Origin of the sequence: Microbacterium sp. (assembly GCF_048259935.1) — a bacterium.
GTDB lineage: Bacteria > Actinomycetota > Actinomycetes > Actinomycetales > Microbacteriaceae > Microbacterium.
The window spans coordinates 252,011-265,090 of record NZ_JBLXHF010000003.1 but is presented as its reverse complement, the minus strand read 5'-3'; the positions used below and the strand labels follow the sequence as shown (position 1 = coordinate 265,090).

Genomic DNA, 13,080 nt, shown 5'->3' with positions numbered 1-13,080 from the left:
GATGCGCAATCGACTGTATGGAATTCTGCTGGCGTTGGCGATGACCGCGGCTCTCACAGGATGCGGCATCACTGTGCCGACAGATCCCGACGGCACGCTGCAGACGGTGTCCGGCGGCGAGCTGCGTGTGGGCGTCTCATCTGACGCGGGCCTCGCCGACGCCTCGACAGACACTCCGTCCGGGCCGCTGATCGATCTCGTCGACACGTTCGCCGAATCGCTGGACGCGGACGTCGAGTGGACGGCCGGCAGCGAGGAGACGCTCGTCGTGATGCTGGAAGAGGGCGACCTCGACCTCGTCGTCGGTGGGCTCACCGATCAAGCGCCATGGATCGACCGTGTCGGCGTCACGCGCGGATACCGCGACATCGAGGGCGCAGACGACCGTGCCATCGTGATGTTCGTGCCGCTCGGCGAGAACGCGTTTCTGACAGAGCTGGAAGAGTTCCTCGACACGGAGCTGGGTTCGTGAGCGTCCATCATCAGTTCGGCCGCACCGATCTGCCGCCCGAGCAGCAGCAGGCGCTGAAGAAGGCCGTGCGGTGGGAATACGCCACGATCGGCTACACGGTCTGCACGATCATCCTGGTCGCGTTCGTCGTCGGAAACTCCCAGGCGATGCGGACGGCGTGGATCGAGGACATGCTCTCCCTCATTCCGCAGATCTCATTTCTCATCGCGCTGATCTTCGTCCGACGCGGACCGACCGTGGATCATCCCTACGGGATGCACAGGGCAATGGGCATCGGACACCTGGTCGCGGGCGTCGCACTGCTCGCGGTCGGTCTGAATCTCGCATTCGAGGCCGTGTCAGGGCTGATCGCGGCGGAGCATCCGACGATCGGTACGGTCAACCTCTTCGGACACACGATCTGGCTGGGCTGGCTGATGGTCGGCGTCATGCTCATCGTCGTCATCGGGCCATTCATCTACGGCCATGCCAAGGCGAAGCTCGCCCCGCTGCTGCACAACAAGATCCTCTACGCCGATGCCGACATGGCGAAGGCCGACTGGCAGACCAACGCCGCCTCGATCGTCGGTGTTCTCGGGGTCGGTCTCGGCGTATGGTGGCTCGACGGCGCGGCGGCTCTCTTCATCTCGCTGAGCATCATCTGGGACGGTTTCCGCAACACCAAGGGCGCTGTCGTCGATCTCATGGACCATCGCGCCCGCACCTATGACGACAAAGATCCGCATCCGCTCGCGCGCGAGATCGTCGAGCATCTTCGCGCGCAGCCATGGATCAGGGATGCGGCCGTGCGCATGCGCGATCAGGGTCAGGTATTCCACGTCGAGGCGTTCATCATCCCTCGAAAGTCGCGGGTCTCGGTCACGCAGATCGACGAGGTCTCCGAGGCCATCTCGGCGATGGACTGGAATGTGCAGGATGTCGTCGTGATCCCCTGTACCCGTCTGCCTGACGAAGCCGACGACGGGCTGAACTACAAGGATGCCGGATAGCTCTGCCGCGCCGCACTGTCATTACTCTTCGCCCGACTCCGCGGTCTCCTCGCTTGCGAGACGGTCGGCTTCTGCGCTGTCGACCAGGTTCTCGTCTACATCAGGATCGAGAACGCTGTCACCGTCGACATCCATGGTCGACTGATCGTCGCGATCATCATCCGGAAGCGGAACGGGAACGATATTGGGGTTCGACATGATGTGTCCTTTCGGTCGGTGCGCTCACGCTAACCCCGTCTTCGGTCGTCCCCGATCGGGTTGACCGAGGATCGTTCCGGGGGTAACCTCCCGTTCGCTGTCACCGACCAGACGACGTGCGCTCTCGCCGGCGCAACCACTGTGCGAGCGCATAGAGGCCGAGTCCGACCGCGAGGAGCACGGCACCGAAGAGCCACACCATCCCGCGCTGCTGGGTCAGCAGCAGGATGCAGGACGCGATGCCGAGCACGGGGACGAAGGTCCAGACCCGGAAATGATCATGTTCGACGCGGTCACGGCGGAGAACCAGCACCGAGACGTTGGCGCTGAGGAAGACGAACAGCAGCAAAAGCACGACGGTCTCGGCCAACGTCGCGAGGTCACCGATGAGCGTCAGCAGCATGGCCACGAGCGTCGTCGCGAGGATCGCCACCCATGGCGTCTTGCGTCGCGGCAGCACACGCGCGAGTCCGCTCGGTAGCAGCCCCTGCTCGGCCATGCCGTAGGCGAGCCGGCTCGCCATGATCATCGTGAGCAGCGCGCCGTTGGCGACCGCGATCAGCGCGATCAGGCTGAACAGCCAGGACGGCACGCCGATGCCGGTCGCCTCGACGACGGCGAGGAGCGGTCCGCTCGATTCCTGGAGCTCCTCGGCCGGCAGCGCGACCGCGCTGGCAAGGCCGACCAGCACGTACACGACGCCCGCCGTCGCAAGAGCGGCGAACAGCGCCTTGGGATACGTCTTCGATGGTTCCTTGACCTCTTCGATCACGTTCGCGGAGGTCTCGAAGCCCACGAACGAGTAGTAAGCGATGATCGCGCCTCCCAGCACCGCCATCCCCACCGTGGTGCCTTCGGGCGCTTCCAACAATCGCGATGCGTCACCGCCGCCACCCGCGAAGAAGAAGCCGACGACGGCGATGACGATCACGAGTCCGCTCAGCTCGATCGCCGTCATCACCAGGTTCGCTCCCATAGATTCGCGGATGCCGCGGGCGTTGAGGGCTGCGACGATGACAAGGAAGACCATCGCGGCCGGGATCGGCGGCACGGGAAGGAACGTCTGCAGATAATCCCCTGCGAACGCGATCGCGAGACCAGCAGCGCTCACCACTCCTGCGGCGAGCATGCTGAAGCCGATCAGGAACGACACGACCGGGCTGCGGAAAGCGCGTTCCGCGAAGACGGCTGCACCGCCCGCTCGCGGGTACTTCGTCACGAGCTCCGCGTACGATCCCGCTGTGAGCAGCGCGAGCAGAAGGGCGAGCAGCAACGGAGCCCACAGCATCCCGCCCACTTCCTCGGAGAGGACGCCCATCAGTGCGTAGATCCCGGCGCCGAGGACATCGCCGAGGATGAACGCGAAGAGCATCGGGCCTGTGATGGCACGACGCAGCCGCGAGGGCGCTTCTGTCTCTTTCGTCATTGCTCCAACCTAGAGATCGCGCGAGCAACGCTCACGACCCTTGACAGTGGGAACCTGTTCATGTGTGCGCGTCGTCTGACTCAGCCTGCGCCTCGCGACGGATACGGCGAGCCTCGGCCACGTCGGCGCTGTCTTTGCGGACGGTCTTCGCGATCCGGGTCGCGTCGCGCAACGGCAGCTGCACCTGCCTCTCGGCAGGCACTCCGTCGCGGAGCTCGCGGACGCGCTCCAGCTCCCGGTCGAACTCGACCCCGACCAGAAGGGACATGTTCGCGATCCACATCCACAGCGCGAAGATGATGACCCCCGCCAGCGGCCCGTAGACCCGGTCATAGTCCGAGAGGTTGGCGATGTAGAAGCCGAACGCCATGGACGCGATCGCCAGTACGAGGATGGCGACGGCTGCCCCGAGGCTCATCCAGCGAAATCGTGACGGTCGAATGTTCGGTGCGAAGTAATACAGCAGCGCCACGACGAACACGACGAGGAGCACGAGCAGCGGCCACCGCACGATGCGCCAGATGAAGAGCGCCACCTCGCCGAGCCCGAAAACCTCGCCCACCGCCTGCGCAACACGGTCCGAGCCGGCGAGGAACAGCGCGGCGATCACGGCACAGACGATGATGACCACGGCGATAGCCAGCTGGCTGAGCTTGAGCGCCCAGATGCGACGCCCCTCCTCCACGCGGTGTATCCGATTCATTCCGCGCGCGAAGACCCCGACGTAGCGCGCCACCGCCCAGATCGACAGAAGCACCCCGCTCGCCAGCAGAAGGCCAGACATACGCAAGTCGGCGAGCTCTCTCAAGAAGTCCGCCACCCCGTCGGCCGCTTCCTCGGGTGCGACGGCGCGCACGACGTCGAGAGAGATCTGCGCGGTCTCCTCATCTCGTCCGAGCACGCTGAGGATGGAGAATCCGACCATCGACGCAGGCAGCAAGGCGAGGATCGCGTAGAACGCGAGGCTCGCGCCGACGTCCGCGCACCCGTCCGCAGCGAAAGCTCGAAAGATCCGTCTGATCGCAAAAGTCCATAGCCGGGTCATAGACCCACACTCGTCGCTCCCCGGCGCGATGCCATGCCCCTTGACACGGCCTCGCCCCCGGGCCTCCGGTTCTCAGTTCTGCGTGTCGCCTCAGCTCTGCGTTTCGAGAACCTCGTCGACAAGCAAGATGCCGCCCGTCGAGTTCGCCGAGTGCATCAGCTGCTCGACCCAGCGCGCGCTGAGCGGCAGACCATCCGGCTCATCGAAGACGAAGCGCAGCGGAATGGACGGATGCACCCAGATCGTCGAGCGACCGACCGGATCGCCGTCTGCATGCTTCCAGGACAGAGTGAACGATTCCTGGCGTCGCAGCTTCGTGGCGATGACGACCTTGAGGTGCGCCAACGCGCGGTCGTCGATGTGAATTGGATCCTCAGACCCACCGTACTGAATCGAACCCATACGCTGACCGTAGCGCATGGCGATCACCATTTACTCCCGCGCTTTCAGCAGAAGGAGAATCCGCCGCAGGTGCATGCACATGAGCACCCCCGGCCCCATCGCCTGGTGCGAGTCGACAGCAGCCTGATTCACGGACTCGAGGAGCACTCGAACCGCTCGCGCTGCGCTTTCGCGCGCCTCGTGCGCGGCCGTGCTGTCGTCTTCGTCGAGTGCGATGCAGTCGGCGACGCGCGTGCATGCCGCACTCAGCGGTTCCGCGAGCGTCGGGTTGAGACCCAGCCCGCCCGGCCGATCCCAGATGGCATCGGCGAGCACCTCGGAGATGTCCCGGATACGCACGGCGATCAGCTCGAGGGCCTCCAGCCGATCGTGCGCTTCGGACGTGTCATGCCGACCCCGCATCGCCCTCGGATTGCCCTTGCGGCTGGTGTCGGCTTCGTCCAGCGCGTGCCGCACCTGTCGTGATGTATCGGCCAGCGCTCCAGCATCCCGAACCCATCCGTCGCGTTCCGGCGGCCACGAGTCGGACACGGCGTCGCCGATCTCATGCAGGTGCGCGGCGAGCTGTTCGCGAAAGGCGTCGATCCGGGCTGAGGCTGCCCCGGTGAGAGTTCCGGGAGCGATGAGCAGATTCACCGTCAGCCCGACGGCAACGCCGACCGCCATCTGGCTCACGTACCCCAATGAGTAGTCATCCGAGTTCTGGCCGCCGATGATCAGTACGAACAGCGCCGCGATCGGGACGTACTCGTGCCCGACTCCGAACCAGCCTGTCCCTGACAGCAGCACTCCGACACCCGCGACAAGAGGGATGATCCACCAGTTCGGCCCGACGGTCACGACCACGATGAGGGCGAGTGCGATACCCGCTACGAGACCCAGCAGCGTCTGCAGACCCGACTTCACCGACTCCATCAGAGTCGGATACATGCTCAGCAGTGCGCCCAGCGGTGCGTAGTACGGATACTCGTCCGTCACACCCGGCATGTGCGGGGCGATGGCCCACGCGAGGCCGACAGCGAGCGCCGCCTTCGCCGCCAGCAGCAGCCGTGCCGAGCGGAATGCGTTTCTCAGCGACTCAAACCGTTCGCCACTCATGCCATGTGATAGCTGCACCGGCCTGTGGTCCCATCTGGAGCATGCCTCCGTCGATCACGAGCGTGGTGCCCGAGATATAGGCGGCCTCCGGAGAGGCGAGAAAAGCGATGAGCGCTCCGACCTCGATCCGCTCGGCGTGCTCGACCTCGCGACACATCATGTACCGCTCGCGGACGCACCGGAGCTCTACGGGACGTTCCAGCGCAAGGAGGACGGCTGCATCAAGGTCATCCTGAAAACCTGAGCCTCAGATCGGCGGCAGCTCTTCAGCGGAGATGCGGATCGCCTCGGCCACCGTCAGAGACGGCGAGGAGGAGGATTCTGGGAATCCTTGGGATCGGCTACCGCGGGGGTTCCTTCATCGACGCCGTCGGGCGTGATCGGCTCGAAGCCGGTGTCGTCGTCCCTAGTCTCCTCAACGGGGACATCGGCCAGCTGCTGCTCTTCGCGTGGGTCCTTCGCATCAGTCATCGTAGATTCCTTTCGTCGGTGAGCACACCGTGTCAGACGAACTGTCGGGCGTGCCAGGGCCTTGACTCGAGCATGCGAACAGGTCCACCCGTCGCGTGTTGTGTTACTCGTGCGTGCCGCACAGTCACAGTTCGATGGGCGGCGCCGGCTCCGTATCGGACTCCTCAGGATGCCGCACGAGATTCACGATCGCGGCGATGAGCCCGCCCCATACGGTGATCATCGCGATGATCATGAAGATGATGGCCGCGGTTGTCATGCGCCCGCTCCCTTCGTCGTCCGGATCGTTCCGGTCTCAGCATCCGGTTCGTAACTCTCCTCGACGAGGAACTCGTCGTACTCCGCATCGTCCTTCGCATGCGAGCGTCCGCTCCATGGGATGAGCGAGAGCAGGATGGCGAGCACTACGAGGGCGATGACCATGCCCCAACCGAAGATCCCCAGGAACCACTCCGGATAGCCTCCGTACGGGTCCTGGCTCTTCGAGATCAGCTCACTGATGAACAGGTAGCCGAGCACGATGGGCGCGAGCAGTCCAACGAGCAGCTTCCAGATCAGCCCGACACGGAAGCTGGAGCGGCGGTTGAGGTGCTCCTGCAGAACCGGCAGCTTGTGCAGCACCCACGCGACGACGATAACGGCGACGAGGGCTACTGCCATGATGCCGAACGCGTTGACGAAGGCATCCGTCGTGTCGAGCACGGCGAGCGCGGTGGTCGTCGAGAAGAACGCCATCGAGATCACCGCGAGTGGGATCGTGACGGTGAGCGTCGCGCGCACGCGACCCCAGCCGAGCTTGTCCTGGATGGCCGCGACGATGACCTCGAGGATCGAGATCATCGATGTGAGCCCGGCGAAGGTCAATGCACCGAAGAACAGTACGCCGATGATCGGGCCCCCGGCCGCCTGCGAGACGATCGTCGGGAACGCGACGAAGGCCAGGCCGATACCGGCGGATGCTACGTCGGACACCTCGGCCGACTGCGCCTGTGCCATGAACCCGAGGGCCGCGAACACGCCGATGCCAGCGAGGATCTCGAAGCCCGAATTCGCGAAGCCGACGACGAGGCCGGAACCGGTGAGGTCGGTCTTGCGCTTGAGGTACGACGAGTACGTGACCATGATGCCGAAGGCCACCGACAGCGAGAAGAAGATGTGCCCATAGGCGCTCGCCCACACCGCCGGGTCACCGAGTGCTTCCCAGTTCGGGGTGAAGAAGGCGTTCAGTCCGTCCATCGCACCGGGCAGGAACAGTGCCTGAACCACGAGCACGATGAACATGACCGTCAGCAGCGGCAGGAGCACGGTGTTGGCGGCGCCGATGCCGCGCTTGACACCGAGACCCATGATGACGATGGTGACCAGCCATACGATCAGCAGCGGAATGCCCACCTGCGGGACGAACTCCATCGAGATGCCGGTGGAGACGTCGCCCATGTTCAGGAACTCGCCGAAGAAGAAGTCGTTCTCGTTGCCCTCGCCCCAGGAGAGCTGGACCGAGAACCACGTGTACATCGCCGCCCAGGCGATGATCACGGCGTAGTAGACCGAGATCACGACGCAGATGAGCACCTGCCACCACCCGAGTGGTTCGGCGGCGCGGTGCAGGCGGCGGAAAGCGAGAGGCGCGGAGCCGCGAAAGCGGTGGCCGATCGCGTAGTCGAAGAACAGCAGCGGGATGCCGGCGGTCAGCAGCGCACAGAGATATGGGATGAGGAATGCGCCCCCTCCGCCCTCGTAGGCGACGTACGGGAAACGCCAGATGTTTCCCAGGCCGACGGCTGAGCCGATCGCCGAGAGGATGAAGACATTGCGCGAGCCGAAGGCTTCGCGCTTCGCGGTCTGTGGGCGTGCGGATGTCATGCGCCGACCTTACCGCGAAGCGCCGATTATGGTGAGGAACTAAAGCGAAGCGGTGACGCGGAGAACGGAGCGCGCAGATGACGAACCTCGAGAAGAAGCCCGAAGAGGCCGTGCTCGCGTCCGGCGAACCGTGCGTCGGCGTGGAGGTCCTCGAGCCGCGCGAAGTGCCGCTCGGCGGGCCGCGGGCGATGACCGTCTACCGCACGCTTCCGTCGAAGGGGCACTCGTTCGTCGGCGCGTGGTGCTTCCTCGATCATTACGGCCCGGACGATGTCGCCGATACCGGCGGGATGGAGGTGCCGCGGCATCCGCATACCGGACTGGCGACGGTCTCGTGGTTGTTCACCGGAAGCATCGACCATCTCGATTCCGGCGGCAACGCCGCCGAGGTGCGCCCTGGTGAGCTGAACCTGATGATCGCCGGGCGCGGCATCACGCACTCCGAGATCAGCACGCCAGAGACGCGCACGCTCCACGGCGTGCAGCTCTGGTACGCCATGCCGGAATCGACCAGGTTCGGCGACAACGAGTTCATTCACTACGTGCCGGATGCTGTCACGCGAACGGGTCTCACGGCGCGGGTCTTCATCGGCGAGCTGCTGGGGTCGGTGGCTCCCGTCGATACGCGGACGCCGGATCTTCTCGGCGCGGAGTTGGTGTTGGAGGCCGGGGCATCCGTCACGCTCAGCGTGCGCACCGATTTCGAACACGGTGTGCTGGCCGAGACGGGAACCGTATCGGTGAACGGAACGGCGCTCGCACATCGCGCGCTCGCCTACGTGCCGACCGGATCAGACGTGCTGCAGCTCGCCGCCGGCCCCGAGGGCGCGCGCGTGGTCCTTCTGGGCGGTGTGCCCCTCGGCGAGCGCATCGCGATGTGGTGGAACTTCATCGGACGCTCGCACGAGGACGTCGTGGAGTTCCGTCGCCGATACCAGTCCGAGCTCGGGTTCGAGCCGGAGGATCCGGCGGATGCGGGCAAACCGAAGCTGTTCGGAGAATTTCCCCCCGGTCAGCGCGATCCGCTTCCCGCGCCTCCCCTGCCGAGCGTGCGGTTGAAGGCGCGGGAATAGCAGAGCGGCGATCGCAGCCGATCGCCGCCTGCCCGCTCCGTCACCAGCGCGGGTGGACGGCGGCGCGGAAGCGGCGGTCGTAAAGCTCTCGCACGGATGCGGTGAAGGCCTCGTCCAGCTCCGGCACCGAGCCCGCCGCTGCGTTCGATCGAGCCTGCGCGACGCTGCGTGCGCCAGGAATGACAGACGAGACGCCCGGGAGCTGCGAGACCCACGCGAGGGCTGCGGTCGCCGGTGCGAGCCCGGCGTCTTCGGCGAGCGCGGAGAACTCGTGCGCTGCCTCCACTCCCTCGTCGTAGTCGACGCCGGAGAAGGTCTCGCCCTGGTCGAAAGCCTCGCCGTGCCTGTTGAAGCTGCGGTGATCGTTCGCGGCGAAGACCGTGTCGCGGGAGTAGCGCCCCGAGAGAAGTCCGCTCGCGAGCGGCACGCGCGTGATGATGCCGACGCCGGCGTCGATCGCTGCCGGAAGGACCTCATCAAGCGGCTTCAACCGGAACGCATTGAGGATGATCTGCACCGTCGCGACGCGGGGACGTGCGATCGCGGCGAGCGCTTCGGCAGTCGTCTCGACGCTCACGCCGTAGTTCGCGATGGCTCCCTCTTCGACGAGGCGATCGAGCGCGTCGAACACCGCGTCATCCGCGTATACCGCGGTCGGCGGGCAGTGCAGCTGCACGAGGTCGAGCGTGTCGACGCCGAGGTTGCGGCGACTGCGATCGGTCCAATCACGGAAATTCTCGTACACATAGTTGGCCGGGATCTGCTCCTCGCGGCGCCCCATTTTGGTGGCGACCGTCAGCTCGACATCAGGGTTATCGCGTCGCCACTGCCCGATGATCGATTCACTGCGTCCGTCGCCGTAGACGTCGGCCGTGTCGAAGAAGGTGACTCCGGATTGCGCACTCGCATCGAGCACGGCACGGGCGTCGGCTTCACTCACATCACCCCAATCGGCACCGAGCTGCCAGGTTCCGAGACCGATGGTGGAGACGTCGCGGCCAGTGCGACCCAGGGGGCGATGTTGCATGGGCCGAGTCTACGATGAACCGGAGTGAGCGCGGCCCGGACTGCGGGACACCAGCTCAGCGAAGAGTGCGTCCAGGCCGGGGTCGACACGCTGCAGCTCCGGGTGGGCGTCATGCCATTCGATGATCTCCCGAGCCGCGAGGTGAAATGCGACGGTCGGGGTGAAGTCGGGCACCACTTGACGGATCTTCGTGTTGTCGAAGATCACAGAGTGCGCCATGTCTCCCAGGAGCTGACCTGCGCGCTCGGGAGCTGCCTGCTCGATCGCGGCGCTGGTGGCGTAGCGGAGTTTTGGCTCCGCCCCTGCAGCTCGACCGAGGATCGTGTAGATCTCGTTCCACGTGTAGACGAAATCGCTGGTGATCTGGAATGTGTCTCCGTAGGCGAGCGGGTTGCCGAGGAGTCCGACGAATCCGACCGCGAAGTCACTCGCATGTGTGAGGGTCCACAGCGACGTGCCGTCGCCGTGAACGACGATCTCCTCGCCGCGCCGGATTCTGTCGATCGCTGTCCACCCTCCGAATGCGGGGACCGTCCACTTGTCGTAGGTGTGCGATGGACGCAGCACCGTCACCGGGAACGCCCGGTCACGGTACGCGCGGGCCAGCAGCTCCTCGCATGCGATCTTGTCGCGAGAGTACTGCCAGTAGGGGTTGCGCAGCGGCGTCGATTCTGTGATCGGCAGGCGCGCAACCGGCTTCTGGTAGGCGGATGCGGAGCTGATGAAGATGTACTGGCCCGTGCGGCCTTCGAAGCGATCGATATCGCGCTGCACCTGGTCGGGTGTGAACGCGACCATGTCCACGACGACGTCAAACTCACGACCACTGAGGGCAGCATCGACGGCCGCGGCATCCGAGACGTCGGCCGTCAGTACCTCGACGCCCTCCGCGGGTGCACGGCGCGACTGCCCGCGATTGAGCAGGGTCACCGCCATGCCGCGCTGCGCCGCGAGGGCGCTCGCCGCGGAGGAGATGATCCCGGTCCCACCGATGAACAGTACCTTCATGTCAGCCATGCACGCATGCTATCGAAGCTCACCGGTGCTCTTTTCCTCTCGCTTCGCGAAGTACTCCACGGTCGCCAGAGAGGTACTGACCAGGGGCCCGATCCCGGCAGGTGAGCCGTCCGGCGCTGCAACGAGTCCGCTCAGGTATGCGTCACTCAGTGACCTTGTGATTCCGGCCGCTGCGACCACGAGCATCTCGATCGCACCGGCAGGCGACGCCTCCTCGACGGGCACCACAACGCTGAGCGCCGCGTAGACCCCGCCATGCGGCCCGAAAACAGGCACCGCGATGCCGCGTGACTCTTCATAGATGTGCCCGTCCAGCACCGCGTATCCATCCGCACGCACCCGGCGAAGCCGATCGCGCAACGCGGCACCGTCGGTCAGCGTGTGCCGAGTCTGGTGGGGCCACCCTACGCGAATCACCTCGCTGACGACATCGTCACCAGCATGTGCGAGAAGCACCAGGCCGCTGGAGCTCACGGCGAGAGGAATACGACCACCGATGAGCGTCGCGTTGACCACGGCACCGCGGGTGGACATCCGCTCGATGAAGAGGACGTCGAGCCCGTTCAAGACACCGAGCTGCGTGTGCTGCGCGATGCGGCTGTGCACAGCGTTCATCCATGGTCGCGCCAACTCACGCAGCCCCAGCGCACCCGGCGTGCGCGAAGCGAACTCCCACAGGCGCACTCCGAGTCGATATGACCGGTCGGGGAGCCGCTCAAGCAGTCCCTCACGCTCTAACTCCGCGACCAGCCTGTGTGCTGTTGAGGGAGCAAGCGCCGCCGCATCCGATATCTCGGCCAGCGTGAGGAACGGCCGGAGCGCGTCGAACGCATCCAGCACTCGCAGGTGCTTGCTCAGCACCGATTCTCCTGCAGACCCCCGCGCCATCGTGCCTCCTTCACGCACACTACTCTCGTTTCCGTTCAATGGAATTGAGAACCGGGTGCGGTGCCCCGTGAAGATACCGTTCTCTCACCGACACCGCCGTCGGAACCTCAACGAAGAGGAGACGAACTTGTCCTCGACCACAGTCGACACCATCCCCACACCGCGCGACACGTCGAGCGGACGCCTGGTCGTGGCACACCTACGTGAGATCTCAGCCAGCGTCGTGGAGTTCAATCTTCGCGCTCTGGACGGCACGCGCTTGCCAGATTGGTCACCCGGCGCACACATCGACGTCATTCTCGACGACGGCACCACCCGCCAGTACTCACTCTGCGGTGACCGATGGGACGCGTATACATACCGGATCGCCGTGCAGCGCGAGCCGGGCGGATCCGGCGGATCCATCGCACTGCACGACACCGTGCGCGAGGGCGATGTGCTGCGGTTCGGTGGACCGCGGAACAACTTCCGCCTCGCACCGTCCGGCCGATACCTGTTCGTGGCAGGCGGTATCGGCATCACACCTCTGCTTCCGATGATCCATCAGGCCGAGTTGCTGGGCGCCGATTGGCGGCTCCTCTACCTGGGCCGCAGCAGAGCGACGCTCGCATATGCCGACGAGCTGGCCGCCTTCACCGATCGGGTCACCATCCACTGCGCGGATGAACTCGGACGCGCCGACCTCGATGCGTGGCGACCGATCGACAGCGCTGAACGTCTCTACGCCTGTGGACCGACGCGGTTGCTGGATGACGTCGAAGCATGGGGCGCGCCCGAAGGGGGTCATCCGGCGAAGGTGGAGCGATTCACTGCATCCGCGAACTCGTCCTCACCCGCGACCGCTTTCGATGTCGTTGCCGCCCGCTCTGGCCGTTCTACCACCGTGGCGGTCGAAGAGAGCGTGGTCAGCGCACTGCGCCGCATCGGCGTCGATGTGCTGACCTCGTGCGGCCAAGGGGTATGTGGAACCTGCGAAACCGGCGTTATCGCCGGCCGAGCAGACCATCGCGACTCTCTGCTGAATGACGCGGAGCGCTCGTCTTCAGAATGCTTATTCCCCTGCGTCTCACGCAGTCTCGACGCACAGCTCGTGCTTGACATCTGATCCTCG

The 13,080-nt window shown here is 65.3% G+C and carries 16 protein-coding genes and 1 pseudogene; 5 read left to right on the top strand and 12 right to left on the bottom strand.

Annotated features, from left to right (window positions below; translation table 11 throughout):
- The first annotated feature begins 1 nt into the window (after position 1).
- A complete protein-coding gene (locus ACN0RC_RS06895; RefSeq protein ID WP_417510119.1) occupies positions 2-472 on the top strand; it encodes a hypothetical protein in 471 nt (156 codons plus the stop codon).
- On the top strand, positions 469-1,461 hold the full coding sequence (locus tag ACN0RC_RS06890) for a cation transporter (RefSeq protein ID WP_417510117.1): 993 nt from the start codon (positions 469-471) through the stop codon (positions 1,459-1,461). The genes ACN0RC_RS06895 and ACN0RC_RS06890 overlap by 4 nt, the downstream gene beginning before the upstream one ends.
- A gap of 21 nt (positions 1,462-1,482) precedes the next feature.
- Here ACN0RC_RS06890 and ACN0RC_RS06885 read toward each other — a convergent pair whose 3' ends face one another.
- The 6 genes from ACN0RC_RS06885 to ACN0RC_RS06860 form a co-directional block, all read right to left on the bottom strand.
- On the bottom strand, positions 1,483-1,659 hold the full coding sequence (locus ACN0RC_RS06885; protein WP_417510115.1) for a hypothetical protein: 177 nt from the start codon (positions 1,657-1,659) through the stop codon (positions 1,483-1,485).
- A 100-nt stretch (positions 1,660-1,759) separates the two neighbouring features.
- A complete protein-coding gene (locus ACN0RC_RS06880) occupies positions 1,760-3,085 on the bottom strand; it encodes an APC family permease (RefSeq protein ID WP_417510113.1) in 1,326 nt (441 codons plus the stop codon).
- 58 nt (positions 3,086-3,143) lie between these two features.
- Positions 3,144-4,130, bottom strand: coding sequence for a YihY/virulence factor BrkB family protein (locus ACN0RC_RS06875; protein ID WP_417510111.1), 987 nt, complete (start codon positions 4,128-4,130; stop codon positions 3,144-3,146).
- A 90-nt stretch (positions 4,131-4,220) separates the two neighbouring features.
- On the bottom strand, positions 4,221-4,532 hold the full coding sequence (locus tag ACN0RC_RS06870; RefSeq protein WP_417510109.1) for a hypothetical protein: 312 nt from the start codon (positions 4,530-4,532) through the stop codon (positions 4,221-4,223).
- A gap of 30 nt (positions 4,533-4,562) precedes the next feature.
- The gene (locus ACN0RC_RS06865) at positions 4,563-5,630 is read right to left on the bottom strand and encodes an FUSC family protein (protein ID WP_417510107.1); all 1,068 of its coding nucleotides are present in this window, start codon (positions 5,628-5,630) and stop codon (positions 4,563-4,565) included.
- The gene (locus ACN0RC_RS06860) at positions 5,611-5,787 is read right to left on the bottom strand and encodes an SDR family oxidoreductase (RefSeq protein ID WP_417510454.1); all 177 of its coding nucleotides are present in this window, start codon (positions 5,785-5,787) and stop codon (positions 5,611-5,613) included. Before ACN0RC_RS06860 ends, ACN0RC_RS06865 begins: the two co-directional genes overlap by 20 nt.
- On the opposite strand from ACN0RC_RS06860, the pseudogene ACN0RC_RS06855 reads away from it, so the two are divergent.
- Positions 5,755-5,874, top strand: a pseudogene (locus tag ACN0RC_RS06855) (glutathione-dependent formaldehyde dehydrogenase); the annotation flags it as partial. The gene ACN0RC_RS06860 and the pseudogene ACN0RC_RS06855 overlap by 33 nt on opposite strands.
- Positions 5,875-5,927: 53 nt before the next feature.
- Here the strand turns inward: ACN0RC_RS06855 and ACN0RC_RS06850 are convergent.
- The 3 genes from ACN0RC_RS06850 to ACN0RC_RS06840 form a co-directional block, all read right to left on the bottom strand.
- A complete protein-coding gene (locus ACN0RC_RS06850; protein ID WP_417510105.1) occupies positions 5,928-6,101 on the bottom strand; it encodes a hypothetical protein in 174 nt (57 codons plus the stop codon).
- A 124-nt stretch (positions 6,102-6,225) separates the two neighbouring features.
- A complete protein-coding gene (locus tag ACN0RC_RS06845; protein WP_417510103.1) occupies positions 6,226-6,360 on the bottom strand; it encodes a methionine/alanine import family NSS transporter small subunit in 135 nt (44 codons plus the stop codon).
- Positions 6,357-7,964 (bottom strand): sodium-dependent transporter, encoded by a 1,608-nt coding sequence (locus ACN0RC_RS06840; protein WP_417510101.1) that lies wholly within the window; start codon positions 7,962-7,964, stop codon positions 6,357-6,359. The genes ACN0RC_RS06845 and ACN0RC_RS06840 overlap by 4 nt, the downstream gene beginning before the upstream one ends.
- A gap of 77 nt (positions 7,965-8,041) precedes the next feature.
- Between ACN0RC_RS06840 and ACN0RC_RS06835 the strand changes: the two genes are divergently transcribed.
- Positions 8,042-9,037, top strand: coding sequence for a pirin family protein (locus ACN0RC_RS06835; RefSeq protein ID WP_417510099.1), 996 nt, complete (start codon positions 8,042-8,044; stop codon positions 9,035-9,037).
- Positions 9,038-9,077: 40 nt separating this feature from the next.
- On the opposite strand, the gene ACN0RC_RS06830 is transcribed toward ACN0RC_RS06835, so the two are convergent.
- Genes ACN0RC_RS06830 through ACN0RC_RS06820 form a run of 3 tightly spaced genes read right to left on the bottom strand, consistent with a single transcriptional unit; the run spans position 9,078 to position 11,969 of the window.
- On the bottom strand, positions 9,078-10,064 hold the full coding sequence (locus ACN0RC_RS06830) for an aldo/keto reductase (protein WP_417510097.1): 987 nt from the start codon (positions 10,062-10,064) through the stop codon (positions 9,078-9,080).
- 9 nt (positions 10,065-10,073) lie between these two features.
- Complete coding sequence (locus tag ACN0RC_RS06825; protein ID WP_417510095.1) at positions 10,074-11,081, bottom strand: NAD-dependent epimerase/dehydratase family protein; 1,008 nt, start codon at positions 11,079-11,081, stop codon at positions 10,074-10,076.
- A gap of 9 nt (positions 11,082-11,090) precedes the next feature.
- Entirely contained in the window at positions 11,091-11,969 is an 879-nt protein-coding gene (locus ACN0RC_RS06820) for an IclR family transcriptional regulator (protein ID WP_417510093.1), read from the bottom strand.
- A gap of 127 nt (positions 11,970-12,096) precedes the next feature.
- Here ACN0RC_RS06820 and ACN0RC_RS06815 point away from each other — a divergent pair, with 127 nt between their 5' ends.
- Positions 12,097-13,074 carry a PDR/VanB family oxidoreductase gene (locus ACN0RC_RS06815; protein ID WP_417510091.1) on the top strand — a complete coding sequence of 326 codons (978 nt, stop codon included), beginning with the start codon at positions 12,097-12,099 and terminating at the stop codon, positions 13,072-13,074.
- Positions 13,075-13,080: the final 6 nt, after the last annotated feature.

What these genes read in the sequence shown, in the direction of transcription:
- ACN0RC_RS06870 (WP_417510109.1), bottom strand. Translation starts at nt 4,532, where the DNA reads ATGGGTTCGATTCAGTACGGTGGGTCTGAGGATCCAATTCACATCGAC.
- ACN0RC_RS06845 (WP_417510103.1), bottom strand. Translation starts at nt 6,360, where the DNA reads ATGACAACCGCGGCCATCATCTTCATGATCATCGCGATGATCACCGTA.
- ACN0RC_RS06850 (WP_417510105.1), bottom strand. Translation starts at nt 6,101, where the DNA reads ATGACTGATGCGAAGGACCCACGCGAAGAGCAGCAGCTGGCCGATGTC.
- ACN0RC_RS06830 (WP_417510097.1), bottom strand. Translation starts at nt 10,064, where the DNA reads ATGCAACATCGCCCCCTGGGTCGCACTGGCCGCGACGTCTCCACCATC.
- ACN0RC_RS06820 (WP_417510093.1), bottom strand. Translation starts at nt 11,969, where the DNA reads ATGGCGCGGGGGTCTGCAGGAGAATCGGTGCTGAGCAAGCACCTGCGA.
- ACN0RC_RS06885 (WP_417510115.1), bottom strand. Translation starts at nt 1,659, where the DNA reads ATGTCGAACCCCAATATCGTTCCCGTTCCGCTTCCGGATGATGATCGC.
- ACN0RC_RS06880 (WP_417510113.1), bottom strand. Translation starts at nt 3,085, where the DNA reads ATGACGAAAGAGACAGAAGCGCCCTCGCGGCTGCGTCGTGCCATCACA.
- ACN0RC_RS06875 (WP_417510111.1), bottom strand. Translation starts at nt 4,130, where the DNA reads ATGACCCGGCTATGGACTTTTGCGATCAGACGGATCTTTCGAGCTTTC.
- ACN0RC_RS06860 (WP_417510454.1), bottom strand. Translation starts at nt 5,787, where the DNA reads ATGTGTCGCGAGGTCGAGCACGCCGAGCGGATCGAGGTCGGAGCGCTC.
- ACN0RC_RS06865 (WP_417510107.1), bottom strand. Translation starts at nt 5,630, where the DNA reads ATGAGTGGCGAACGGTTTGAGTCGCTGAGAAACGCATTCCGCTCGGCA.
- ACN0RC_RS06840 (WP_417510101.1), bottom strand. Translation starts at nt 7,964, where the DNA reads ATGACATCCGCACGCCCACAGACCGCGAAGCGCGAAGCCTTCGGCTCG.
- ACN0RC_RS06895 (WP_417510119.1), top strand. Translation starts at nt 2, where the DNA reads ATGCGCAATCGACTGTATGGAATTCTGCTGGCGTTGGCGATGACCGCG.
- ACN0RC_RS06825 (WP_417510095.1), bottom strand. Translation starts at nt 11,081, where the DNA reads ATGGCTGACATGAAGGTACTGTTCATCGGTGGGACCGGGATCATCTCC.
- ACN0RC_RS06835 (WP_417510099.1), top strand. Translation starts at nt 8,042, where the DNA reads ATGACGAACCTCGAGAAGAAGCCCGAAGAGGCCGTGCTCGCGTCCGGC.